At 62.0% G+C, this 22,273-nt stretch carries 24 protein-coding genes and 3 tRNA genes; 12 read left to right on the top strand and 15 right to left on the bottom strand.

What is annotated here, in order from left to right:
* Positions 1 to 177: 177 nt before the first annotated feature.
* A complete protein-coding gene (locus tag N7568_RS00285) occupies positions 178 to 1,053 on the top strand; it encodes an Fpg/Nei family DNA glycosylase (RefSeq protein WP_261607938.1) in 876 nt (291 codons plus the stop codon).
* A 56-nt stretch (positions 1,054 to 1,109) separates the two neighbouring features.
* Here the strand turns inward: N7568_RS00285 and N7568_RS00280 are convergent, their stop codons facing one another.
* The 6 genes from N7568_RS00280 to N7568_RS00255 all read right to left on the bottom strand — a co-directional run bounded on the left by N7568_RS00280 (position 1,110) and on the right by N7568_RS00255 (position 6,374).
* Positions 1,110 to 1,754, bottom strand: coding sequence for a mycothiol-dependent nitroreductase Rv2466c family protein (locus tag N7568_RS00280; RefSeq protein ID WP_261607937.1), 645 nt, complete (start codon positions 1,752 to 1,754; stop codon positions 1,110 to 1,112).
* A gap of 79 nt (positions 1,755 to 1,833) precedes the next feature.
* Entirely contained in the window at positions 1,834 to 3,123 is a 1,290-nt protein-coding gene (clpX, locus tag N7568_RS00275; protein WP_261607936.1) for an ATP-dependent Clp protease ATP-binding subunit ClpX, read from the bottom strand.
* Positions 3,124 to 3,305: 182 nt separating this feature from the next.
* Complete coding sequence (locus N7568_RS00270; RefSeq protein WP_024816918.1) at positions 3,306 to 3,965, bottom strand: ATP-dependent Clp protease proteolytic subunit; 660 nt, start codon at positions 3,963 to 3,965, stop codon at positions 3,306 to 3,308.
* 39 nt (positions 3,966 to 4,004) lie between these two features.
* The gene (locus N7568_RS00265; RefSeq protein WP_026542390.1) at positions 4,005 to 4,628 is read right to left on the bottom strand and encodes an ATP-dependent Clp protease proteolytic subunit; all 624 of its coding nucleotides are present in this window, start codon (positions 4,626 to 4,628) and stop codon (positions 4,005 to 4,007) included.
* Between the two features lie 219 nt (positions 4,629 to 4,847).
* The gene (gene tig / locus N7568_RS00260) at positions 4,848 to 6,230 is read right to left on the bottom strand and encodes a trigger factor (protein ID WP_261607935.1); all 1,383 of its coding nucleotides are present in this window, start codon (positions 6,228 to 6,230) and stop codon (positions 4,848 to 4,850) included.
* 69 nt (positions 6,231 to 6,299) lie between these two features.
* A tRNA-Pro gene (locus N7568_RS00255) sits at positions 6,300 to 6,374 on the bottom strand.
* A 128-nt stretch (positions 6,375 to 6,502) separates the two neighbouring features.
* On the opposite strand from N7568_RS00255, the gene N7568_RS00250 reads away from it, so the two are divergent.
* A tRNA-Gly gene (locus N7568_RS00250) sits at positions 6,503 to 6,576 on the top strand.
* Positions 6,577 to 6,622: 46 nt separating this feature from the next.
* Here N7568_RS00250 and N7568_RS00245 read toward each other — a convergent pair.
* From N7568_RS00245 to N7568_RS00235, 3 genes are all read right to left on the bottom strand, one after another.
* Positions 6,623 to 7,510, bottom strand: a complete 888-nt coding sequence (locus tag N7568_RS00245; protein WP_261607934.1) for an Fpg/Nei family DNA glycosylase — start codon at positions 7,508 to 7,510, stop codon at positions 6,623 to 6,625.
* A complete protein-coding gene (locus N7568_RS00240) occupies positions 7,510 to 7,992 on the bottom strand; it encodes a ribose-5-phosphate isomerase (RefSeq protein ID WP_261607933.1) in 483 nt (160 codons plus the stop codon). The genes N7568_RS00245 and N7568_RS00240 overlap by 1 nt, the downstream gene beginning before the upstream one ends.
* 98 nt (positions 7,993 to 8,090) lie before the next feature.
* Positions 8,091 to 9,095 (bottom strand): hypothetical protein, encoded by a 1,005-nt coding sequence (locus N7568_RS00235; RefSeq protein ID WP_261607932.1) that lies wholly within the window; start codon positions 9,093 to 9,095, stop codon positions 8,091 to 8,093.
* A 133-nt stretch (positions 9,096 to 9,228) separates the two neighbouring features.
* On the opposite strand from N7568_RS00235, the gene pepN reads away from it, so the two are divergent.
* Positions 9,229 to 11,790 carry an aminopeptidase N gene (gene pepN, locus N7568_RS00230; RefSeq protein WP_261607931.1) on the top strand — a complete coding sequence of 854 codons (2,562 nt, stop codon included), beginning with the start codon at positions 9,229 to 9,231 and terminating at the stop codon, positions 11,788 to 11,790.
* Positions 11,791 to 11,849: 59 nt separating this feature from the next.
* Entirely contained in the window at positions 11,850 to 12,329 is a 480-nt protein-coding gene (locus tag N7568_RS00225) for an OsmC family protein (protein WP_261607930.1), read from the top strand.
* On the opposite strand, the gene N7568_RS00220 is transcribed toward N7568_RS00225, so the two are convergent.
* A complete protein-coding gene (locus tag N7568_RS00220; RefSeq protein WP_261607929.1) occupies positions 12,326 to 13,324 on the bottom strand; it encodes an NAD-dependent epimerase/dehydratase family protein in 999 nt (332 codons plus the stop codon). The two genes, N7568_RS00225 and N7568_RS00220, sit on opposite strands and share 4 nt — an antisense overlap.
* 87 nt (positions 13,325 to 13,411) lie before the next feature.
* Between N7568_RS00220 and N7568_RS00215 the strand changes: the two genes are divergently transcribed.
* The gene (locus N7568_RS00215; RefSeq protein ID WP_261607928.1) at positions 13,412 to 14,113 is read left to right on the top strand and encodes a mechanosensitive ion channel family protein; all 702 of its coding nucleotides are present in this window, start codon (positions 13,412 to 13,414) and stop codon (positions 14,111 to 14,113) included.
* Positions 14,106 to 14,582: a globin gene (locus tag N7568_RS00210; protein ID WP_306422471.1), complete on the top strand. Its 477-nt coding sequence runs from the start codon at positions 14,106 to 14,108 to the stop codon at positions 14,580 to 14,582. Before N7568_RS00215 ends, N7568_RS00210 begins: the two co-directional genes overlap by 8 nt.
* 2 nt (positions 14,583 to 14,584) lie before the next feature.
* On the opposite strand, the gene N7568_RS00205 is transcribed toward N7568_RS00210, so the two are convergent.
* Positions 14,585 to 15,256 (bottom strand): hypothetical protein, encoded by a 672-nt coding sequence (locus tag N7568_RS00205; protein ID WP_261607927.1) that lies wholly within the window; start codon positions 15,254 to 15,256, stop codon positions 14,585 to 14,587.
* Between the two features lie 63 nt (positions 15,257 to 15,319).
* Between N7568_RS00205 and N7568_RS00200 the strand changes: the two genes are divergently transcribed.
* The gene (locus N7568_RS00200; protein WP_261607926.1) at positions 15,320 to 16,225 is read left to right on the top strand and encodes an acyl-CoA thioesterase; all 906 of its coding nucleotides are present in this window, start codon (positions 15,320 to 15,322) and stop codon (positions 16,223 to 16,225) included.
* Positions 16,226 to 16,317: 92 nt separating this feature from the next.
* Here the strand turns inward: N7568_RS00200 and ettA are convergent, their stop codons facing one another.
* Both ettA and N7568_RS00190 read right to left on the bottom strand, forming a co-directional pair.
* Positions 16,318 to 18,000: an energy-dependent translational throttle protein EttA gene (gene ettA, locus N7568_RS00195; RefSeq protein ID WP_207593754.1), complete on the bottom strand. Its 1,683-nt coding sequence runs from the start codon at positions 17,998 to 18,000 to the stop codon at positions 16,318 to 16,320.
* Positions 18,001 to 18,056: 56 nt separating this feature from the next.
* Positions 18,057 to 18,347, bottom strand: coding sequence for a DUF6993 domain-containing protein (locus tag N7568_RS00190; RefSeq protein ID WP_261607925.1), 291 nt, complete (start codon positions 18,345 to 18,347; stop codon positions 18,057 to 18,059).
* Here N7568_RS00190 and N7568_RS00185 point away from each other — a divergent pair.
* Together N7568_RS00185 and N7568_RS00180 are read left to right on the top strand one after the other, a co-directional pair.
* Positions 18,316 to 18,552, top strand: a complete 237-nt coding sequence (locus tag N7568_RS00185) for a hypothetical protein (protein ID WP_261607924.1) — start codon at positions 18,316 to 18,318, stop codon at positions 18,550 to 18,552. The genes N7568_RS00190 and N7568_RS00185 overlap by 32 nt on opposite strands.
* An 89-nt stretch (positions 18,553 to 18,641) precedes the next feature.
* Entirely contained in the window at positions 18,642 to 19,079 is a 438-nt protein-coding gene (locus tag N7568_RS00180) for an SRPBCC family protein (protein WP_261607923.1), read from the top strand.
* Positions 19,080 to 19,123: 44 nt separating this feature from the next.
* Here the strand turns inward: N7568_RS00180 and N7568_RS00175 are convergent.
* Positions 19,124 to 19,196, bottom strand: a tRNA-Arg gene (locus N7568_RS00175).
* 223 nt (positions 19,197 to 19,419) lie between these two features.
* On the opposite strand from N7568_RS00175, the gene N7568_RS00170 reads away from it, so the two are divergent.
* Both N7568_RS00170 and N7568_RS00165 read left to right on the top strand, forming a co-directional pair.
* On the top strand, positions 19,420 to 19,989 hold the full coding sequence (locus N7568_RS00170; RefSeq protein ID WP_261607922.1) for a single-stranded DNA-binding protein: 570 nt from the start codon (positions 19,420 to 19,422) through the stop codon (positions 19,987 to 19,989).
* Positions 19,990 to 20,053: 64 nt separating this feature from the next.
* The gene (locus N7568_RS00165; RefSeq protein WP_261607921.1) at positions 20,054 to 20,677 is read left to right on the top strand and encodes a GNAT family N-acetyltransferase; all 624 of its coding nucleotides are present in this window, start codon (positions 20,054 to 20,056) and stop codon (positions 20,675 to 20,677) included.
* On the opposite strand, the gene map is transcribed toward N7568_RS00165, so the two are convergent.
* Positions 20,655 to 21,422 carry a type I methionyl aminopeptidase gene (gene map, locus N7568_RS00160; protein WP_261607920.1) on the bottom strand — a complete coding sequence of 256 codons (768 nt, stop codon included), beginning with the start codon at positions 21,420 to 21,422 and terminating at the stop codon, positions 20,655 to 20,657. The genes N7568_RS00165 and map overlap by 23 nt on opposite strands.
* A gap of 161 nt (positions 21,423 to 21,583) precedes the next feature.
* Here map and N7568_RS00155 point away from each other — a divergent pair, with 161 nt between their 5' ends.
* Complete coding sequence (locus N7568_RS00155) at positions 21,584 to 22,270, top strand: DNA alkylation repair protein (RefSeq protein ID WP_261607919.1); 687 nt, start codon at positions 21,584 to 21,586, stop codon at positions 22,268 to 22,270.
* Positions 22,271 to 22,273: the final 3 nt, after the last annotated feature.

Genomic DNA, 22,273 nt, shown 5'->3' with positions numbered 1-22,273 from the left:
TTGCCAAAGGCTGCGTTGGTTGCATATCACTGAATCTTTGGTTTCCGTGTCCCTCTTCTTTCGAAGTGGGTAAGAACCATTGTTGTCCTGCTGACGGAGATGCACAAGGCTTCCGGACGAACTACAATCCTGTAGTTCTCCTGTGACACCTGAGCCACCTGTGGCAGAGTATTGTCCATGCCGGAACTCCCCGAAGTGCACGGCCTGTGCATGTACCTGGACACCCAACTCCATGGAGCTGTGCTGACCGAAATCCGCATCAATTCCTTCTCAGCGCTCAAGACCGCGGATCCGCCCTATTCCGCTCTGGAGGGTCGGACTGTTCAAGGTGTCCGACGTATCGGGAAGTTCGTCTGCGTTGACCTTGATGGCCTGTTCTTCGTGTTCCATCTGGCGAAGGCCGGTTGGGTCCGGTACACGGAGCACCCTTCCTCCGCCGGACTACGCATGGGCAAAAGCAACATCTCCGCGAGGCTGCTGTTCCACCGTCCTGCCGACGACGCCCACATCGGGGTGGACCTGACGGAAGCGGGCACCAAAAAGAGCTTGGCAATCTACGTGGTGAGGGATCCGCAGGACGTACCGGGAATCGCGACGCTGGGCCCGGAACCACTCAGCCCCGAGTTCGACGTTGAGGCCTTGGCAGCAATACTTGGGTCAAGCTCGCAGCAAATCAAGGGATTGCTTCGCAGCCAGGGCGTCATTGCCGGCATCGGCAATGCCTACAGCGATGAGATACTGCACGCCGCAAAGATCTCTCCGTTTGCCAGCGCCAAGTCATTGGACAAACAAACGGTGGCCCGGCTCTACGAAGCCATGCAGGAAATATTGGTGGGAGCTGTCAATGCAGCAGCCGGCAAACCCTCCAGCGAACTCAAGGACACCAAACGCAGCAACTTCAGGGTGCACGCGAGAACAGGACAGCCCTGCCCGGTGTGTGGGGATACAGTCAGGGAGGTGTCCTTCGCGGACACCTCCCTGCAATATTGCGCCACCTGTCAAACGAGCGGAAAGATCCTGGCCGACCGGCGGACATCGCGGTTCCTCAAATAGGTCGCGGGTCCCTCAGTAAGTCGCGGTTTCCTTAAGTAGGTGGCCTGGCGTTCCGGCTAGCTGAACTCCGGGCTTTCCGAGCGGCTGCGCTTCAACTCGAAGAAGTGCGGGTAGCCAGCCAAGGTCACCGTGGCGTCCCAAATCTTCCCTGCTTCTTCGCCCCTGGGAATCCGCGTCAGCACCGGACCGAAGAATGCTGTTCCGTTAACCGCCACCACGGGGGTACCGACGTCCTGGCCAACCAGTGAAATCCCGGCGTCATGGCTTGCGCGCAACTGGACATCGTACTCATCCGACTGCGCAAAGCGGGCGAGGTCAGCGGGAAGGCCGGTTTCAGCGAGGGCTTTCTGGATCACGGACGCACGGTCCTTGTTGCCCTCGTGGTGGATCTGCTCTCCCATAGCGTCGTAGAGCGGCTTGACATAGCTGCTGCCGTGCAGCTCCTGGGCAGCGATGATGACACGGACGGGGCCCCAACTGTCATCCATCATTGCCCTGTAGTCGGCCGGCAGATCCCGGCCCTCGTTCAGGACCGAAAGGCTCATGACGTGCCAATCGGTCTCTATACCGCGCACCTGCTCCACCTCGCCGATCCAGCGCGAAGTAATCCAGGCGAACGGGCATACGGGGTCGAACCAGAAATCGGCCTTGTTGGCGGTCTGTTCTGGTGCGTTCACTTCGGACACAGTCTGTTCGGGCACAGGGAACTCCTCGGAGGGGTGGAAACGTGGTGTGGCGGACGGTCCAACGGAACCGCGCCTTGTCTACGCCAACAGGAAGCTATGCCGACTTATTCCGGCGCTTGGCAACGACGTCATGGGCGATCATGGTGGGCTGTGCCTTCTTCGCCACAACGTCTGCTGTGATGACCACAGTGGCGATGTCGTCCCGGCTGGGAAGATCGAACATGACGGGAAGCAGGACTTCCTCCATGATGGCCCGCAGGCCGCGCGCACCAGTACCGCGTTCGAGTGCTTGATCCGCGATGGAGTCCAGGGCGTCGTCGTCGAATTGGAGGTCTACGCCGTCCAACTGGAACATCTTCTGGTACTGCTTTACCAGCGCGTTCTTTGGAGTGGACAAGATCTGGATCAGGGCGGGCCGGTCCAGGCTGGACACGGTAGTGATCACGGGAAGGCGACCAATGAACTCCGGAATAAGGCCGAACTTCAGCAAGTCCTCAGGCATGACTTCGCCGTAGGTGTCCACGTTGTCACGGGCCTCGTTGAGTGGAGCACCGAATCCAATGCCCTTGCGTCCGGACCGCGAACCGATGATGTCTTCGAGACCAGCGAAGGCTCCCGCCACGATGAAGAGCACATTGGTGGTGTCAATCTGGATGAATTCCTGATGGGGGTGCTTGCGTCCGCCCTGTGGTGGCACGGAGGCTACAGTGCCTTCGAGGATCTTCAAGAGTGCCTGCTGCACGCCCTCGCCGGAAACGTCACGTGTGATCGAGGGGTTTTCGCTCTTTCGGGAAATTTTGTCGATCTCATCGATGTAGATGATGCCTTGCTCGGCCTTCTTGACGTCGTAGTCAGCGGCCTGGATGAGCTTGAGCAGGATGTTCTCGACGTCTTCGCCCACGTAGCCGGCCTCCGTCAACGCCGTGGCATCGGCGACTGCAAACGGCACGTTGAGCCGACGGGCCAGAGTTTGTGCCAAGTATGTCTTGCCACAACCGGTGGGGCCGATCAGGAGGATATTGGACTTGGCAATCTCCACGTCCTCGTGGTGCGATCCCTCGCCGAGGTTGCCGGTCTTGGGTGCGTGTCCGGCCTGAATGCGCTTGTAGTGGTTGTAAACAGCCACCGCCAGTGATCGCTTTGCGGGTTCCTGGCCAATGACGTATTCCTGCAGGAAGTCGAAGATCTCACGGGGCTTGGGTAGTTCGAAACTACCGAGATCGGAAACTTCAGCGAGTTCCTCTTCGATGATCTCGTTGCACAGCTCGATGCATTCATCGCAGATGTAGACACCGGGCCCGGCAATCAGCTTCCGCACCTGCTTCTGGCTCTTTCCGCAGAAAGAACACTTCAGCAGATCCGTGCTCTCGCCAATCCGAGCCATGTGGAAATCCCTTCGTTGCATGCGGGTGGTGCGGCTCCGCGCCGTACTCAAGTGTGCGGCCAAGCCGCGGCTGGCACCACCGTGACAACATCCACTCTAGGTCACAATGGGCTGCTTGGGTGGAAACAGAACGCCGGTGCGGTCCATGTTTCGCGAACCGCACCGGCGTTGAATTCCGTGCGCTACCTGGTGATCGCCTGCGGCTTGATCTTCCGGGAGTCCAGAACCTGGTCGATGAGACCGTAGCTCAGGGCATCCGCAGCCGTGAGGATCTTATCGCGCTCGATGTCATTGTTGACCTGCTCCGACGTGCGGCCCGAGTGGTGAGCCAACGTGTCCTCGAGCCAGGTGCGCATGCGCATGACTTCCGCCGCCTGGATTTCGAGGTCCGAGGCCTGGCCACCCTGGCCACCGGAGAGGGCAGGCTGGTGGATCAGGACACGTGCGTTCGGGAGTGCGAGTCGCTTGCCCGGGGTACCGGCAGCGAGCAGGACTGCAGCTGCACTGGCGGCCTGGCCCAGGCAGACCGTCTGGATTTCCGGACGGATGTACTGCATGGTGTCGTAGATGGCCGTCATGGCCGTAAACGAACCACCCGGCGAGTTGATGTACAGGGTGATGTCGCGGTCCGGGTCCGTTGACTCCAGGACCAGCAACTGGGCCATGATGTCGTCGGCAGATGCGTCGTCAACCTGGACACCGAGGAAAATGATGCGGTCCTCGAACAGCTTGGTGTACGGGTCCTGGCGCTTGAAGCCGTAGGGCGTGCGCTCCTCGAACTGGGGCAGGACGTAACGGCTGGACGGGAGATTACCGGCAGACCATCCGAAGTTGTAGTTCATGTTCTTTACTCCTGGGGTTTCAGTGGTTCTTTGTGCCGGTTAGTTTTCGGAGTTCGACTCTGCGCCCGACTGGTTGGCCGTGCCGCCACCACCGGCAACAGAACCGGCGTGCGCCGAGATCTTGTCGAAGAAGCCGTACTCCAAAGCCTCAGCGGCCGTAAACCACTTATCGCGGTCGTTGTCCTTGAGGATGGTCTCCACGGACTGACCGGTCTGCTCAGCCGTGAGTTCGGCCATGACCTTCTTCATGTGCAGGATCAGTTCAGCCTGGATCTTGATGTCCGAGGCCGTGCCGCCGATGCCGCCGGAAGGCTGGTGCATCAGGATGCGGGCGTTGGGCGTGGCGTAACGCTTGCCCTTGGTGCCGGACGACAGGAGGAACTGGCCCATGGAGGCAGCCAAGCCCGTTGCGACGGTGACGACGTCGTTCGGGATGAACTGCATGGTGTCGTAGATGGCCATGCCGGCCGTCACGGACCCACCCGGGGAGTTGATGTACAGGTAGATGTCCTTCTCCGGGTCTTCGGCCGAGAGGAGGAGGAGCTGCGAGCAGATGGCGTTGGCATTCTCGTCACGGACTTCAGAGCCGAGCCAGATGATGCGCTCTTTCAGCAGGCGGTTGTAGATGTAGTTGTCCTGGGCTGCGGGATCGACAGTTGCCATCCGGGGAGCCTCTGATTGCTGTGACATAAGTACTTACCTCTCGCTGGTGCCAGTGACCTCACTGAACTTCACTACTTGGACACTAACCGTTTTCAGGGGCGATTTGTTCGCCGGAATCGCGCTGTTCGCTGACGGCGCACGTCTGGGTCAGCACCAATGTTCAGCCTTAAAGCAAACCGGCCCCGGATCAGGAGATCCGGGGCCGGTTGAAGTCGTTGACTAGAACTTCACTGCTGCGGGGTCATCGCTTGCTGCAGAGTCCGCTTCCTCGGTTGCTTCAACAGCGGCAGCCTCTTCGGCTGCTGCTTCGCCTGCGGGGCGGACGAAGTCGGTGAGGTCAACCTTGTTGCCCTCGGTGTCGACAACCTCGGCCTGGCCCAGGACAACAGCCAGGGCCTTACGGCGGCGAACCTCGGACACCATCATGGGAACCTGGCCGCTCTGATCAATGATCTGGGCGAACTGGTTGGGGTCCATGCCGTACTGGCTGGCGGTGGTGACGATGTAGTCGATCAGCTCGTTCTGGCTGACGTCCACTTCTTCCTTGTCGGCAATGGCGTCAAGGATGATCTCGTTCTGGAAGGCACGCTCGGTGTTGGCCTTGACCTCGGCGCGGTGCTCCTCGGTGTCGTGGTCACCTTCGCCGTGGGCGTTCTCCGGGTTGAAGTGCGCTTCGATCTGCTCTTCGACCACGGAATCCGGAACCGGAACCTCTACGAGCTCAACGAGCTTGTCCAGGACCTTGTCACGTGCTTCAACACCCTGCTCGACGACCTTGGAGTCGGCAGCCTGCTTGGCGAGGTCCTCGCGGAGTTCAGTGAGAGTGTCGAACTCGGAGGCGAGCTGCGCGAAGTCATCGTTCGCTTCGGGGAGTTCGCGCTCCTTGACAGCCTTGACGACGACCTTGACCTGTGCGGATTCGCCCGCATGGTCGCCGCCCACAAGCGTGGTGTCGAAGATGGCTTCTTCATCGGCGGACAGGCCGGTGACGGCTTCATCGAGGCCTTCGAGCATGGTGCCCGCGCCAACCTGGTAGGACAGGCCGGAAGCGGAATCGATCTCTTCACTGTCGATCGTGGCGGTGATATCGATGGTGAGGAAGTCATCGTTCGCGGCAGGGCGCTCAACGGACTTCAGCGTGCCGAAACGGCCGCGCAGTTCGTCGAGGGCCTTGTCGACATCGGCCTCGGAGGACTCCGCAGCAGCGACCTCAACCTTGATGCCGGCGTAGTCCGGCAGTTCGATCTCGGGGCGGACATCGATCTCCACCTGGAACTTGAGCTCACCATCGGTTGAGGTCGGGTCCGGAACCTCGGTGATCTCAACCTCGGGACGGCTCAGGGGGCGGACGCCGGTCTCCTGAACTGCAGCCTGGTACCAGCCGTTGAGGCCATCGTTGATGGCGGTCTCCAGGACGTAGCCACGGCCAACGCGCTGATCGATGAGCTTGGAGGGAACTTTGCCCTTGCGGAATCCGGGAACCTGGATCTGCGAAGCAACGGTCTTGTACGCGGCGTCGATGCTCGGCTTCAGTTCCTCAAAGGGAACCTCAACATTGAGCTTGACCCGCGTTGCGGTGAGGTTCTCGACAGCGCTCTTCACAGTCTAAGTACTCCTGAATTCGTGGGTATGGGGTTCTGTCGTGCCCCTGAAGCGGACACAAACACAGAGTCGGGGTGACAGGATTTGAACCTGCGACTTCCTGCTCCCAAAGCAGGCGCTCTAGCCAAGCTGAGCTACACCCCGAACGCACAGGACAGTCTACGGGCAAGCGAGCCAAGAATGCACATTTGACACTGCCGCCGGAATTAGGTTTAGTAGTACCCGGCTTCAACAGCCACCGGGAAGATGTCCTGAACAGGGACTTTCGTCCTGGGGACGTAGCTTAATGGTAAAGCCTCAGTCTTCCAAACTGATTACGCGGGTTCGATTCCCGTCGTCCCCTCCAGAAAAAAGCGCCCCGATCCATGGATCGGGGCGCTTTTTTGTTGCTGCTACACCTGGCAGCCCGGACACCAATACAGCTTTCGGGCACCAATTTCCGTCATGCCCACCAGCGTCCCGCAGGCGCGGCAGGGCATTCCGTCCCGCTTATAGACAAAGTGGGCATCGGCGTCGGGCGCCACCGCACCGCCGCCAGTCCACAGGGTGGGAGGCGTCGTGACAATCCGTCCGTCGCGGACACCATCGGACATGGTAGCCACTGTGTCATCCCAGAGTCGGCCAGCGGTCCCGGCATCAATGCTGCTTCCGGGCGTCCAAGGATCCACTGCCTGCCGGAACAGCACTTCGGCACGGTAAATATTCCCGACGCCGGCCAGCACGGACTGGTCCATCATCAGCAATGCCACGGCCGTCTTGCGGCGACGCAGGCGACGGATGAATTCATCCCGGTCCCCTCCCCTGTTGTGCAACGGGTCAGGACCCAAACGATCCAGCACGGCTTGAGCCTCGGCAGCGGTGACGGCTGCGCAGGTGGTGGCACCGCGCAGATCTGCCCAACCGTGGTCGGACACCAGACGGACCCGGACGGCACCTACCGGCTCAGGCGGGCCGGCGTACTCGCCGCCTTCGGCAGCGGAGCCACTTTCCCGTTCCCCGATCCGGCGCGGGGCGCCAATGCTCGAGGCGCCCGTGAAGGAGCTGTCGCCGCCGAAACTCCATGCGCCGTACAGCCCCAGATGGACATGGAGGAAAAGTTCGTGGTCAAACCGGAGGAAGAACTGCTTGCCATGGGCTTTGGCCTCCACCATGGTGTGACCGCTCAGCAGTTCCGCACCGGAAGCAAAACGTCCCTGGGGACTGGAGACGTCCAAGGACCGGCCGCCAAAAACATCCTGGAATTGGCGGGCCAGCCTGTGGACCGAGTGCCCTTCCGGCACTACTCGACGATTTCGCCGGTGGTTTCGTACACCGCGATCTTGCCAATGCGGCGTACGTGGCGCTCGTCATTGCTGAACGGTTCCTGCAGGAAGGCTTCGATGAGCTCAGTGGCTTCCTCAACGGTGTGCTGGCGGCCTCCGACGGCCACAACGTTGGCATCGTTGTGCTCGCGGGCCAGCTTTGCGGTAGAGAGGTTCCAGGCCAGCGCAGCGCGGACGCCCTTGACCTTGTTGGCAGCAATTTGCTCGCCATTGCCGGAGCCGCCCAGGACGATGCCCAAAGCGTGGACACCGGCCTCCTGGTCCGCGACGACGGCACGTCCTGCATTGATGCAGAAGGACGGGTAGTCATCCAGGGCGTCGTATTCCTTGGGCCCGTGATCCACTACTTCATAGCCCTTGGCGGTGAGGTGGCTGACCAGGTGGGCACTCAGTTCCATGCCGGCGTGGTCAGTAGCGATGTGGACGCGGGGTGTAGTCACAGGAAGTCCGTTTCTTTCTGGCGCGCCGGGACGGCACTGGGCAGCAGCACAGCACATGCCGGGCGCGGCGATAAAGGGATGCGCTACCAAGGGTACCGCTACCCGGGTTGTTGGGCCTGACCTCCGCCATGGGCCCGATGGGCCGCCCGGTTCAGGATTCCAGCAAGTTTGTCTGCGGAGGCAACGGTGCCGGCGCTGAGTGCCACCCGGCCTCCATTAAGTTTCCTTACGACGACGGCGGGGCCGCTGCCAACGAGCATCGCCGTCGCGTCGTCATGGTGCCGCCATCCCCACCCGCCGTAATCCGCCGCCTTGACTTCGGCAGGGGCCGCCCCGGCGATTTCGACGGCGGGAACGGTCAGGACGCGCACGATGCCGCCAGCGAAGACCTGGAGCCCTCCTCTGTCGGCCCGCACCCGTGCGAAGAGGAACCCTGCGCCAACCAGTGCGGCCACCGCTACCAGGGCGCCAAGCCATGGGACTGCGACCGCTATCAGGGCAGCAGGAAACAGGGCCGAGACAATGATCATGACAAAAACGGAACTCCGGGCATGTACCCACAGGCGGAGCGAATCGCGGGCGAGGTCGGGGTCTTCGAGGAGGCTCAGTTCCTCCTGGAGTGCGACGTCGTCCTCCCGCGTCCACCGCGGGTCCGGCTTGAACGCGAACATCATGACTACACCCAAAGCCACGGCCGCCCCGCTGCCCATGGCCAGCACGATCGGGTCAACATGGGACTGCCGCGCGTCCACCAGCCCGGACTGGCCCACCAGGCCGGCTGCCACCACAGAGGTGATGAACAGGCTGACCATCATCCCCACGCCCATCATGACCCGACGCATGACCACCGGCCGGGTGATCGATACTGCTTGGAGGAACACCGCCCAACCGCAAAAGGTGATGAGTGCCGCCCCGCCTGCAACGTAGGCGCCAAACGGCGCAAACGAACTGCCGCCGTCGGCGTTCCACATGACCGCAACGGGGTTCGGGAGGTCGTTCCGCAGCATCTGGGCGCACACCACGAAGCCAACAGCGAGCAGCAAAGGAAATGCGACCGCAAACCTCAGTGCGCGGAAATCGAGAGTGTCCCGGAACGATCCCATGATCCAACGCTACTCCGTGGTGCGACACTGTGGCTCCCACTCCTTGCCTTCCAGGCGTGGAGTGAAAGAATGACTTCACACCAGCGACCGGCAGCGATCAGCCGGCCACCCCATCATCTTCCGGAGGCACCACTTGCCAGGCCTGAACCTTACGCGCGACGAAGCCGCAAACCGCGCCGAACTGCTCAACGTCGAGTCCTACAACGTCACCTTGGATCTCACCAAGGGCCCTGAGGTCTTCGGCTCCACCACCGTGGTCAAGTTTTCTGCGACGCCGGGAGCGTCAACCTTCATTGATGCGATCACGGCCGCGGTCCACAGTGTGACCCTGAACGGCACCGACCTGGACCCGGCTGAAGTCTCCGACGGCGTGCGCATCCAGCTCCCTGGGTTGTCGGCCGAGAATGAGCTCACCGTGGTGGCAGACGCTCCCTACATGAACACCGGCGAAGGTCTCCACCGCTTCGTGGATCCCGTTGACGGCGAGGTGTACCTCTACACACAATTCGAAGTTCCCGACTCCCGGCGCATGTTTGCCGTCTTTGAGCAGCCCGACCTGAAGGCAAGCTTCACCTTCACAGTCACTGCGCCGTCGCACTGGGACGTGATCTCCAACTCCCCCACCCCGGTTCCGTCCGAAACAGCACCCGGCGAGGATGGCGGTGCCCGCTCCGTGTGGGAATTCACCACCACGCCGCGGCTGTCCTCCTACGTCACGGCCTTGATCGCCGGACCGTACCAGTCGGTCAGGTCAGAGGTCACCAGCTCCGACGGCCGGGTCATCCCGTTGGGAGTCTTTGCCCGCAAGTCGCTCATGCAGTATCTCGACGCTGACAACATCTTCGAACTGACCCGCCAAGGCTTTGAGTTCTTCGAGGCCCAATTCGGCTGCCCGTACCCGTTCGAGAAATACGACCAGCTCTTCGTCCCGGAATTCAATGCCGGAGCCATGGAGAACGCAGGGGCCGTCACCATTCTGGAGGGCTACGTCTTCCGCGGAAAAGTCACTGGCGCCCAGATCGAACGGCGCGCCATCACCGTCCTCCACGAGCTGGCCCACATGTGGTTCGGCGACTTGGTCACCATGCGCTGGTGGAATGACCTTTGGCTCAACGAATCGTTCGCGGAATACATGTCGCACCTGGCTGCCGTGGAGAACACCGAATTCGACAGGGCCTGGACCACCTTCGCCTCCGTGGAAAAGTCCTGGGCTTACAAGCAGGACCAGCTGCCCACGACGCACCCGATCTTTGCCGAGATCAACAATCTTGAGGACGTGGAGGTCAACTTCGACGGCATCACCTATGCCAAAGGCGCTTCGGTGTTGCGTCAGTTGGTTGCCTGGGTGGGTCCGGAACAGTTCATGGCCGGTGTCCGTACGTACTTCGCCAAGCACGCGTGGAAGAATACCGAGCTCGCTGACCTCATGGTGGAGCTCGAGGCCGCCTCCGGCCGCGACCTGGACGTATGGGGCAAGCTCTGGCTGGAAACTTCCGGTGTGAACACCCTGGCCCCCGAACTGGCAGTTGACGCCGAAGACACCATCACCAACTTCGCGATACTGCAGACCGCAATTCAGGAGCAGCCCACACTCCGTCCGCACCGCCTCGCCGTTGGCTTCTACTCGCTCTCAGGAGAAGGCAAGCTGGAACGCACCCACCGCGAAGAACTCGACGTCGATGGGCCCCGCACCGAGGTCCCGGCCCTTGCCGGCCGTCAACGCCCGGACTTGATCCTGCTCAACGACGACGACCTCGCATATGCCAAGGTCCGCCTCGACGAGCACTCCCTCGCCACTGCCAAAGCCCACCTGAAGGACTTTGCCGCCAGCCTGCCCCGCACCCTGGTGTGGGGCTCCGCATGGGACGCTGCACGCGACGGCGAAACCCCGGCCCGCGGTTACGTGGACCTGATCCTGGCCAACATTGCCCACGAAACGGATTCTTCAGTCATCCTGGTCCAGCTCCGTCAACTCGCCACCACCCTGACGTACTACGTCGCCGCGGACCACAAGGCAGCCACCACGATCGCGGCCGCAGACAAGCTCTGGGAACTCGCTTCCTCCGTGGAAGCAGGCTCAGATGCCCAACTCCAGTTCGCCAAGTCCTTCGCCCAGCTGGCACGCAGCGGCGGCCAGTTGGACCGCATCGAGGCCCTCTTGGAAGGGACGGAAACCCTCGAAGGCCTCACCGTGGACCAGGACATGCGTTGGGAGCTCCTGACCGCCCTCGTGGCCGGCGGACGCCACGGCCAGGAACGCATCGACGAGGAGCTTGCCCGCGACAACACCTCCAACGGCCAGAACGCCGCAGCCCAAGCCAAGGCAGCCATCCCCACCCCGGAGGCCAAAGCAGCTGCCTGGGACTCGATCGTGGTCACCGGAGAGCTTTCCAACGCATTGCAGTCCTCTGCCGTGGCCGGCTTTATGCGGGTCCCGGATACCTCGCTGTTGGAGCCTTACGCGGAAAAGTATTTCGAAGCCGTTCCCGGAATCGTCAAGGAACGCACGCACGCTCTGGCACAACAGATCGTGGTGGGACTCTACCCGGCACAGCTCACCACCCAGGCCACGGTGGACCGCACCGATGATTTCCTGGCCGGACTCCCCGAAGAAAGTGCAGCCTTGCGCCGAATGATGCTGGAGAACCGCGACGGTGTAGCCCGTGCCCTGCGTGCACGGGCAGCGGACGTGTAGGCACGGTTCGCTCCTGGGGCCCGTGCGGACAGTTGGCTGTGCGTAGCTAAACTGTCCGCATGGGCCTCAACGAACACCACTACGCGCTGACCGTCCGCTGGACTGGAAACCTCGGCGATGGCACGGCCAGCTATCGGGGATATTCACGCGACCACGACGTCGAGATCAGCGGGCTGCCTACGTTGAAAGGATCGGCCGATCCCACATTCCATGGCGACCGGACGCGCTACAACCCCGAGCAACTGCTGCTTGCCGCGCTCTCGCAGTGCCACATGCTGTCTTTCCTGCATGTAGCCGTCAAGCATGGCGTGGTTGTCACCAGTTACGAGGACAACGCCGAAGGGCTCATGAAGCTCAACCGCGACGGCAGCGGCCAATTCGAGAGCGTGACCCTTAAACCGAACGTCACCATCGCGGATCCCGACCATGCCGGGTTGGTGCCACAGTTGCACCACGAGGCCAACCAAGTCTGCTTCATTGCACGCAGCGTCAACTTCCCCGTACTGCACGAGCCAACCACGACGGCGGCAGCTGCCTAACGCTGTTCACCCCGCCAGAGTGCCACCAGCCGTTGTTCGGTCCCGCGGCTGAGTCCGGCCTTTCGGTCCCTGTCCAAGCCCCGCTGCTTCTCGTCCTTAAGGGTGGCCGCAAGAGTTTCCTGCCACGGCCGCAGGGCCATCCCCCGCTCACGTGCCGCCTGGTTCGTCCGCGCTTGGAAGCCGTCGTGTCCCGCCGGCAACCACAGGGGAAGGGAGTCAGGTCCGGCCCAATAATCCACGCCGTGTTCCACCAGCCAGTCCTCGTCAGGCTGTACGACGTCCCCTGCCGCAGCCCCGGCTGCATTTTGTGATTCCTTGATGTAATCCTCGAACCTCACAACGTCTCCCAGGGCGTTGTACGTACCCGTCAGCCCTTGAGCGGCGGATCGCAGGATCCACGCGGCGAGATCCCGGACATCAATGATCTGGGTGGCGTCGTCAGGGATGTCGGGGACCACCACCGTGTCAGTGTTCGCAGCGAAGCGGGCCGGCCAGTAGCCGTATCTGTCAGTGCCGTCCCCCGGTCCGCCAATGAGCCCGGCACGGACGATGTGCGCTTTCCCTCCCACCCCGGCAAGCGTCATCTGCTCGATTGCAGACTTGGATTCGCCATATGTCTCCGGGGTGCCCGTTTGGCCCTCGGGCAAAGGTTCCAAGAGCGCTGCACTTTCATCCGCACCGGGAACCGAGTGGTCCGCATACACCGAACAACTTGAGACAAAGGTCCAATGAGCGGCGGCCGGCGCCAGCACATCGAGTGCCACACGTGCCTGCACGGGATCCCGCGAGACATCCACCACCTCATCCCAGTCGCCGTCGATCTCCGCGAACGCCGCCGCACCCAAGGCGCGGTCACCCCTTACCCAGGTGACGCCGTCGGGCGGGTTGGCCGAAGTACCCCGCGCGAAACAGGTGACATCGTGCCCGGCGGCAACAGCCTGCCGAGCGATTTCTGCTGACAGGAAGGCGGTACCGCCCAGGACCAGGATGCGCATACCGTCACGCTACGGCGCTAGGGTTGTAGGTGGACAGAGTGTTCCGCGCCCGGCGAACACGGGCCGACGACAAGGAGCTATTCAACCTTGACCTCCATCCCCCTGGCAGAAATTGTCACTTTGGAACCCGAAAAGATCGACCTCGTTTCAATCCTCATCACTTTAGGCGTGGGCCTGGGTGTATGGATCGTTGCGCGGTTCATCATCTTGCGCATCACCCGGCGGGTTTCCGCCGGAAGTTCCTTCTTCAAGAAAGCGCACTTCAAGTGGGTGCAACCAGCCATCCGCGCGCTGGACCACGAGCGCCGTTCACAGCGCGCCGAGACAATCGGCACCCTGCTGACGAGCCTGGTGAGCGTTGTGGTGGTGGTGATCGTGATCATCTACGTCCTCAAATACATGAACGTGGACGTCGCGCCGCTGCTGACCAGCGTGGGCATCCTGGGTGTGGCCATCGGCTTCGGTGCCCAGCAACTGATCCGCGATTTCCTCGCCGGAATCTTCATCACCATCGAAGACCAATACGGAATCGGCGATGTCATCGTCACCAGCGAAGTGATTGGTACCGTTGAATCCGTGGGCCTGCGCATCACCCGGGTCCGAGCTGAAGACGGAGCCATCTGGTATCTGCGTAACGGCGAAATCCTCCGCGTGGGAAACCGCTCGCAGGGTGACTACGTCCCGCTGGAAACACCGGACACCACCATTGAGCCCGGCGCTGCAGCAACTGCGCCCGTCACAGCAGGCGCACCGCGCGTCACCAAAGCCGAGGAGAAGTCCAATGAGTAGCACAACAGGCGGGCAACCCCCGGCACCCCAAACGGGCCCCCGACGCCAGCTGATGCAGAATGATCCCTTCAGCCAGCCCGCCTACACGGACAGTTTTTACGCTGCAGTGGGCGGACACGAGACATTCGTCAAGCTCATCGACGTCTTCTACGACGGCGTTGCCACGGATCCATTGCTTCGACCCATGTACCCCGAAGAGGACCTGGGGCCGGCAAAGCGACGATTCCTCATGTTCCTGGAACAATACTGGGGCGGTCCCACCACCTACGGGGAAGAACGCGGGCATCCCCGGCTGCGCATGCGCCACATGCCGTTCCAGGTAACCCCCGAAGCCAAGGATCGCTGGCTGTTCCACATGCGCACTGCGGTGGACTCCCTGAACCTCTCGCCACTGCATGAGGGCACCTTGTGGGACTACATGGAACGGGCTGCGCTGACCATGGTCAACAGTCCTTCGTCCGGCGCCTGACCCTAGAAGCCGAGCCCCAGGCCTGCGCCTGTGCGCACCAGCACATGGCCGCGGGGGCCGCTCAGGCGGAACCAGCGGCCATTGCGGAAGACTTTCTGCTCGGCGTCGCCCAGGAAACCCAGAGCGAAAGCAGCGAAAGCCGCCCCTGCCGGCAGCCCGGTCACACCGGGGAGTTCGCGGCCCCAGACAGCAGCCCTGGCGCTATTGACGACGGCGGCACCTGCCAAAGCCGGAATGACACCAGCCACCTCGGCGATGCCGGCCTCGGCCGCCTGCCTGAGGTCGGCGTCGAGCATTGATCCCTGCGCTTCCCACCCGGAGCGGGGTGCGCCGACGCCTGCCCAGGACTCGGAAACGGTCGACGGCGGTATTGGCAGCTCCACGTCATCGGCACCCGAGCGGGCCAAACGGTCCATAACGGACGCAAGCGTCACCGTCACGTCCGCATGGGCGGGTTCGGCCAAAGCCATGGTTCGCAGGCCCAGGATAGTGGGCGTCGACTCCCCCAGGATGCGGGGCCTCAAGACGCATACGTAGGCGGCCAGGACGTTGCCTGCGGCCTGGAGGCGGATGGCGCCGTCGTCGATGCTTTTGGCCCTGGTGACAAAGGTGCGCAGATCGGCAAGGTCACGGGGGTCGGCGAAGCGGATGGACTGGGTCAAGGCATCTGTCACATCACCGACTCTACCGGCATGTCCCCGGTTGAGAGGGGTCGGGGCGGCGTCTAAAGTCGAACCATGACTGAGACGAACGCTGGCCTCGAGGTGGAAGCACCCGCAGAAGACCCCATGGAAGTGCTGATAGGCCTGCTGGACCTTGGTGACTTTGACGGAGCACGGACCAACGAGGACATCTTCCTTGGGCCGTCCCAGAAGCAACCCCGCCACCGCGTTTTTGGTGGCCAGGTCCTGGCGCAGTCGATGATGGCGGGCATGAGGACCGTTGAACCGGACAGGGTTGCGCACTCAATGCACGGCTATTTCCTGCGGCCAGGTGACGCCAACAAACCCATCACTTTCGGCGTTGAACGACTGCGCGATGGTCGGTCCTTCTCGGCACGCCGGGTGCATGCCTACCAGGATGGCGTGCCGATTCTTTCAATGATCGCGTCATTCCAAGTGGAAGACACCGGCCTGGACCATCAGGCCACCATGCCTGAAGGCATACCGGATCCCGAAACCTTGCCCAGCACGGCCGAACTGTTGTCGCATTTCGACCACCCGATGGCGCGGCACATGTCATCCGAGCGGCCCTTCGACGTCCGCCACATTGACCCCGCCCTCTACGTTTCCCCACCCACCGAGCACGTGGCTACCAACGCGGTGTGGATGAAGACCATGGGTCCCCTGCCCGATGACCCCAACCTGCACCGGGCCGCCTTGGCCTACGCAAGCGACTACACGCTCCTGGAGCCCATACTCCGTGCGCACGGCCTCGCGTGGATGACGCCGGGTATGAGCGTCGCCAGCCTGGACCACGCCATGTGGTGGCACCGTCCGGTACGGGTGGACGAGTGGATGCTCTACGTCCAGGAGTCCCCCAGCGCCCAAGGCGCACGCGGGCTCGCCACAGGCAGGATCTTCAACCGCGACGGTCTGCATGTTGCCACCGTGGCCCAGGAAGGCATGGTCCGGATCCCGTAGCCCATGGGTTCCGTACTTACGGATGTACACGCAGAAAGGCCGGCCCCTGGCGGGACCGGCCTTTCTGCGTTGATGCCTTAGGCGATCAGCTTCTAATCGCGGGTCAGGCGGCGGTGCGTCACGCGGTGCGGCTTGGCGGCATCGGGGCCAAGGCGCTCCACCTTGTTCTCTTCGTAGGAGTCGAAGTTGCCCTCGAACCAGTACCACTTGGACGGGTTCTCGTCGTCACCTTCGTAGGCGAGGATGTGGGTCGCTACCCGGTCGAGGAACCAACGATCGTGCGAAACCACCACTGCGCAGCCCGGGAATTCGAGAAGGGCGTTTTCAAGGCTGCTCAGGGTTTCGACGTCGAGGTCGTTGGTAGGTTCGTCAAGCAGCAACAAGTTGCCACCCTGCTTGAGGGTCAGCGCCAGGTTGAGGCGGTTGCGCTCACCACCGGAGAGGACACCAGCCTTCTTCTGCTGGTCCGGACCCTTGAAGCCGAACGCCGAAACATAGGCACGCGAAGGCATTTCGACCTGACCGACCTGGAGGAAGTCATGTCCTTCCGAAACAACTTCCCAGAGGGACTTGTTGGGATCGATGCCGCCACGGGACTGGTCCACGTAGGAGATCTTCACGGACTCGCCGATCTTGAGCTCACCATCGTCCAACGGCTCCATGCCCACGATCGTCTTGAACAGCGTGGACTTACCTACACCGTTGGGTCCGATGACGCCAACGATGCCGTTGCGGGGCAGCGAGAAGGAGAGGCCATCGATCAGGACGCGGTCGTCGAAGCCCTTCTTCAGGTTCTTGGCCTCAATAACCAAGGAACCCAGGCGCGGTCCCGGCGGGATCTGGATCTCTTCAAAGTCCAGCTTGCGGGTGCGATCCGCTTCGGCAGCCATTTCCTCATAGCGGGCAAGACGGGCCTTGGACTTGGTCTGGCGGCCCTTGGCGTTGGAGCGCACCCACTCAAGTTCCTCGGTAAGGCGCTTGGACAGCTTCGCGTCCTTTTTGCCTTGGACCTCCAGGCGGGCCTTCTTCTTCTCCAGGTAGGTGGAGTAGTTGCCCTCATACGGGTAGAGGTGGCCGCGGTCAACTTCTGCGATCCATTCAGCCACGTGGTCCAGGAAGTAACGGTCGTGGGTCACGGCGAGGACAGCACCGGGGTACTGGGAGAGGTGCTGTTCGAGCCACAGCACGCTCTCGGCGTCCAAGTGGTTGGTGGGCTCATCAAGAAGCAGCAGGTCAGGCTTCTGGAGAAGAAGCTTGCACAGGGCCACGCGGCGGCGCTCACCACCGGAGAGGACAGTGACGTCAGAATCAGCCGGCGGGCAACGCAACGCGTCCATGGCCTGCTCGAGCTGGGAGTCGATGTCCCAGGCATCGGCAGCGTCAATAGCTTCCTGCAGCTTGCCCATCTCATCCAGGAGCGTCTCGTAATCCGCATCCGGGTTGGCCATTTCTTCGGAGATCTCGTTGAAGCGCTGGATCTTGCCATAGATCTCGCCAACGCCTTCCTGGACATTGCCCAAGACAGTCTTTTCCTCGTTCAGCGGCGGTTCCTGCAGGAGGATGCCCACGGTGTAACCGGGGCTCAGGCGGGCCTCGCCGTTTGAAGGGGTGTCCAGTCCGGCCATGATCTTCAGGATGGTGGACTTGCCAGCACCGTTCGGGCCCACGACGCCGATCTTCGCGCCAGGGTAGAACGACATGCTGACATCGTCCAGAATAAGTTTGTCGCCAACGGCCTTGCGAGCCTTGGTCATCGTGTAAATGAATTCCGCCATGCCCTTAAATCTAATGGCTAGGCGTACTTAACTCACATTCGTGAGCTGCAGTGCAGCTAGCGGGCGTCTCCGACGAAACATTTTCCGGTGGCAAGCACGGGGAGCACTGACACCACCACCCCACCATCACGGATCTGCCCCATGACGCAGCTTTCCCCAGACAGGGCCGCCGCCTCCATGGCGTCCACGTCAAGGCCAGTCGGCGTGCGGCTGACAGAAACCTCGATGTTCCCTTTCGGGATGCCGGCGGAAACCAAGGCTGCCCGCAGTGCCTCCCGGTCCGGTTTGGTGTTCGTGGCAACGAGGTTCTTTAGCGTGGTTTCGACCACAGACGTCGTCGCAGCCACGGCAGGATCCACGGAAGCCGTGACTGTTGAGCTGGCGGACGGTGCCGGAGTGGCGGCAGGCTGGCCCGCGGACGACCCCGGAGACGCCGTGCAAGCCGTCATGGTCAGAGCCGCGGCAATCACCAACGACAGCCCGGCGATGCGGACTTTCGCTGCGGCTGCTGCCTCACAGTACTTCGGGGCGGTTCTCCTGCTCATCACCTAGACATTGTGCCATTCACAACGCATGCTGGCGGGCGTAGCGTGTCACCGGAAGGTTTTCGCTGTCCAGGTTGAGGAATGGAGAGCATCATCATGAATGGACAAGCTCCTGACGCCGTCGCCTCGACCACCGTCGCTGCCCCGCCCGAAGAAGTGTGGGAGGCGCTGACTGATCCCTCCCTCATCAAGCAGTACTTCCTCGGAACCAACGTCAACACCACCTGGCAGGTTGGGGATCCAATTACCTACTCCGGCGAGTACAACGGCAAGGCCTACGAGGACAAAGGAACCATCCTTGCCTTCGATCCCCCGGAATTGTTGAAGACCACCCACTACAGCCCGGCGTCGGGGCTTCCTGACGCTCCAGAGAACTACCACACCGTGGAATACCGCATTGCCGGAGCACCGGACGGAACGACAGTGACCATCAGGCAAGGCAACAATTCGAAGAAGGGGGAAGTGGATCACTCGACGGAAACCTGGCGGCTGGTCCTACAGAACCTCAAGGAATTTCTTGAGTCGCGGCCATAAGACAACATCCCCCTTGGAGGCGGTTCCAAGGGGGATGCATTCTGTGCCCCAGGAGGGAATCGAACCCCCGACCGGCGGATTAGAAGGCCGCTGCTCTATCCCCTGAGCTACTGGGGCGCACTGGCGCCACCACCACCGTGGGCCGTTGGCGCCACAAAGAGTTTACAGTGCTGGGCGCCAACCGCCTGCCATGTCCACGCCGTGTGCCTCTCTTCTCCTCCACAGCGCCCTTATCGCCGTGGTTGTACACATAGCCTGTATCGCCACTGCCGTGGCGGCCCTTCCCGGATGAAGCTGAAAGAGCCGGACAGGCACTTCCCTACATCGAGAAGGACCACTCATGAATGACATCATCACCGTCCGGGGCTTCGTGGCCTCGGAGGTCAAGAGTTCCACCACAACGCGGGGAACGTCCACCGCTTCGTTTCGTCTGGGATCCACGGAACGCCGCTACGACCGCGCCAGCAATACCTGGGTGGATGGCAATACCAACTGGTATACGGTGCAGTCGTTCCGCTACCTTGCCGGGCATGTGGGGTGCAGCGTGAAAAAGGGACAGCGTGTCCTGGTCGTCGGCAGGCTCCGGTTGAGGCAATGGGAGCATGAGGGCCGGGTTTATCATGTGGCGGAAATCGATGCCGAATCAGTAGGGCACGACCTGATGTGGGGCTCTGCCAACTTCACCCGCATGAACGGCACCTCGGCACCTGCTGATGCCGTTCCCGGAGAAACGGCGGCGCCCGGTGAGGCACCGGGCAAGCCAGGAAGCAGCAGCGAATGGGAGGATGACGACGAGGAGCAAACTCCTCCGGAAGACGAGTCCGAGGCATCCAACGTTGATGATCCTGACGGCACCGGCCAATTGATGGTGAACACCACTACAGGAGAACTTGTGGGCGCCGGCGCTTGAACTTTCAGCCACATTCCAGGAGCCTGCAGGACCAGCCCTGCAGTTGAGGGCCTATTCTGGGTCCATGGCACAGCACGATGCAGCGCCCAGGCTTGAGACCGCTCCCGCCTCTTGGGCGGCTGTTGAGGAACTGTTCGGAACCAAGGGCGAACCGTCCCGGTGCTGGTGCCGGTGGTTCGCCCTCTCGGGAAAAGCTTGGACCCACACATCGCCGGATGATCGTAAGGAACTGCTGAAGTCAGCGTTCAGCGCGGATCCGGCACCGGGGGTCCTCGCGTTCCGGGACGGCAGGCCCGTTGGCTGGTGCGCTGTTGAACCTCGGGCAAACTACCCGCGGCTCAAACGATCCTCAGTCCTCAGGGCGTCGCATCAGGCACCCTCGGACGACGCCGGTGTTTGGGCAGTCAGTTGTTTCGTCGTCGCACCGAACCACCGGCGCACGGGCGTGTCATCCGTGCTGTTGGACGCGGCCATAGATCATGCGTTCAACAACGGCGCCGAGGCGATTGAGGCCTACCCCGTTGATACAGAACTGAGGACCAAAGCGACCGCCTCGGATCTTTATCACGGAGCACTTAGCCTCTTCGTGGCAGCCGGTTTCAGCCCGGTAACCGAGTCCGTGCCCGGCCGCCCAGTGGTGCGGTTGGGAAAGGGCAATCGCCCAGCTAAGGCAGCGTCAGGATCGTAGGACCCTCCGCCGTTACAGCAATTGTGTGCTCGCTGTGGGCGGCCCTGCGACCATTCGCCGAGCGCAGGGTCCACTCGTCCTCGTCGTGGTAATAGTCGTCCTTGCCGCCCAGAATCAACATCGGCTCTATGGCAATGACCAAACCTTCTTCCAGCTTCATGCCACGTCCTGGCCGTCCGATGTTGGGGACCGGGGGTTCGGCGTGCATAGTCCGGCCGATCCCATGACCGCCATGATCAGCCAACAGGCCGTAACCGGCACGTTTCGCCTCACCGCCGATCGCATAGGCAAGGTCACCCATTTTGTTGCCCATGCGTGCAGCTTCGATGCCCCGTGCCAACGCGGCTTCCGTCGCGTCGATGAGTTGCTGATCCACGATGTCACCTTCCCCCACGATGAAGCTGATGGCCGCGTCCCCGCACCAGCCTTCCAGGAACGCGCCGCAGTCCACGCTGAGCAGGTCCCCGTCCTCAAGGACATAAGCGTTCGGGATCCCGTGCACCACGGCGTCATTGACGCTTGCACAGATGACTCCCGGAAACGGTACGGAGGCCCACCGGGGGTGGTAGTCGAGGAAAGCAGGTTTCGCGCCGGCATCGGAGATCACCGCCGCTGCGACGTCGTCGAGTTCTTTCAACGAAACACCCACTGCGGCGTGATCCCTCACTGCCGCCAGTGCATTGGCAACAACACGGCCGGCCTCCCGCATCGACGCAATCTGATCCGGTGACTTCAGCATTGACATCGTGTTCCTCCGTTGCTGGACATGCATCTGGGGGCGGTTTGGGGCTGGCCCCAACAAATTTCCGCGAACATGCCCACTCTACGGCGGCCCTTCACCTGGTGCGAGGGCGTTTGGTTGATGGTTCGAGGTGTGTGTTCAGGCACCAGCCCTAGTGTTGAAGCATGACCATCCAGGACCTCGTGCAGTCAATCCGTTCCAGGCTCCGTTCCGCGGGGAATGCCGAGAGGGCGCGGGGAGCCCAGGCCTACATGAAGTCGGAGATGCCATCCTGGGGAATTCGTGTACCTGAGGTGCGCAGCATCGTCAAAACCGCGGCGAGAGAATTCCCGGTTTCATCGCCGGAAGAATTGCGGCGGGCCGTTCTTCAGCTCTGGCGTGAGTCTGAGGCCCGCGAAGAGCGATACGCAGCCATTGACCTGACCGGGCTTCGCATCGTTAAGGAAGATTTGGACATGCTGCCTGTGTACGAAGAGATCATCCGCACGGGCGCCTGGTGGGACCTCGTTGATGGTGTCTCACATCGGCTCTGCGCCCTGCTGCTTGCCCACAGGACCACCGTTGCACCGCTGCTGCTTCAATGGGCCGAGGATGAGGACATGTGGATCCGAAGGGCTGCCATCACGACCCAACTGGGGGCAAAGTCCATGACAGACCCCGGTTTGCTGTCGTCTGTCATCGAGCCCAACTTGGCCGACAAAGAATTTTTCATCCGGAAGGCCATCGGTTGGGCGCTTCGTGAGTACAGCAAAACGGACCCTGAGTGGGTCCGTTCGTTTGCGGCCGACAATGCTTCCGCCCTTAGTCCGCTGTCCACCCGCGAGGCGACTCGGCTGTTGCCCTCCCCCTGATCG

The organism is Paenarthrobacter aurescens, assembly GCF_025421775.1.
Lineage (GTDB): Bacteria > Actinomycetota > Actinomycetes > Actinomycetales > Micrococcaceae > Arthrobacter > Arthrobacter aurescens_B.
The sequence above is the reverse complement of the archived record's forward strand: the minus strand, read 5'-3'. Positions and strand labels throughout refer to the sequence as shown.

Bases quoted from the DNA above. Each gene is read 5' to 3' on its own strand.
- map (WP_261607920.1), bottom strand. From the start codon at position 21,422: ATGTCAATGCTGAAGTCACCGGATCAGATTGCGTCGATGCGGGAGGCC.
- N7568_RS00200 (WP_261607926.1), top strand. From the start codon at position 15,320: ATGACTGAGACGAACGCTGGCCTCGAGGTGGAAGCACCCGCAGAAGAC.
- N7568_RS00210 (WP_306422471.1), top strand. From the start codon at position 14,106: ATGAGTAGCACAACAGGCGGGCAACCCCCGGCACCCCAAACGGGCCCC.
- N7568_RS00170 (WP_261607922.1), top strand. From the start codon at position 19,420: ATGAATGACATCATCACCGTCCGGGGCTTCGTGGCCTCGGAGGTCAAG.
- N7568_RS00265 (WP_026542390.1), bottom strand. From the start codon at position 4,628: ATGGCAACTGTCGATCCCGCAGCCCAGGACAACTACATCTACAACCGC.
- ettA (WP_207593754.1), bottom strand. From the start codon at position 18,000: ATGGCGGAATTCATTTACACGATGACCAAGGCTCGCAAGGCCGTTGGC.
- N7568_RS00155 (WP_261607919.1), top strand. From the start codon at position 21,584: ATGACCATCCAGGACCTCGTGCAGTCAATCCGTTCCAGGCTCCGTTCC.
- N7568_RS00270 (WP_024816918.1), bottom strand. From the start codon at position 3,965: ATGAACTACAACTTCGGATGGTCTGCCGGTAATCTCCCGTCCAGCCGT.
- N7568_RS00285 (WP_261607938.1), top strand. From the start codon at position 178: ATGCCGGAACTCCCCGAAGTGCACGGCCTGTGCATGTACCTGGACACC.
- N7568_RS00225 (WP_261607930.1), top strand. From the start codon at position 11,850: ATGGGCCTCAACGAACACCACTACGCGCTGACCGTCCGCTGGACTGGA.
- clpX (WP_261607936.1), bottom strand. From the start codon at position 3,123: ATGGCTCGGATTGGCGAGAGCACGGATCTGCTGAAGTGTTCTTTCTGC.
- N7568_RS00180 (WP_261607923.1), top strand. From the start codon at position 18,642: ATGAATGGACAAGCTCCTGACGCCGTCGCCTCGACCACCGTCGCTGCC.
- N7568_RS00235 (WP_261607932.1), bottom strand. From the start codon at position 9,095: ATGGGATCGTTCCGGGACACTCTCGATTTCCGCGCACTGAGGTTTGCG.
- N7568_RS00165 (WP_261607921.1), top strand. From the start codon at position 20,054: ATGGCACAGCACGATGCAGCGCCCAGGCTTGAGACCGCTCCCGCCTCT.
- N7568_RS00220 (WP_261607929.1), bottom strand. From the start codon at position 13,324: ATGCGCATCCTGGTCCTGGGCGGTACCGCCTTCCTGTCAGCAGAAATC.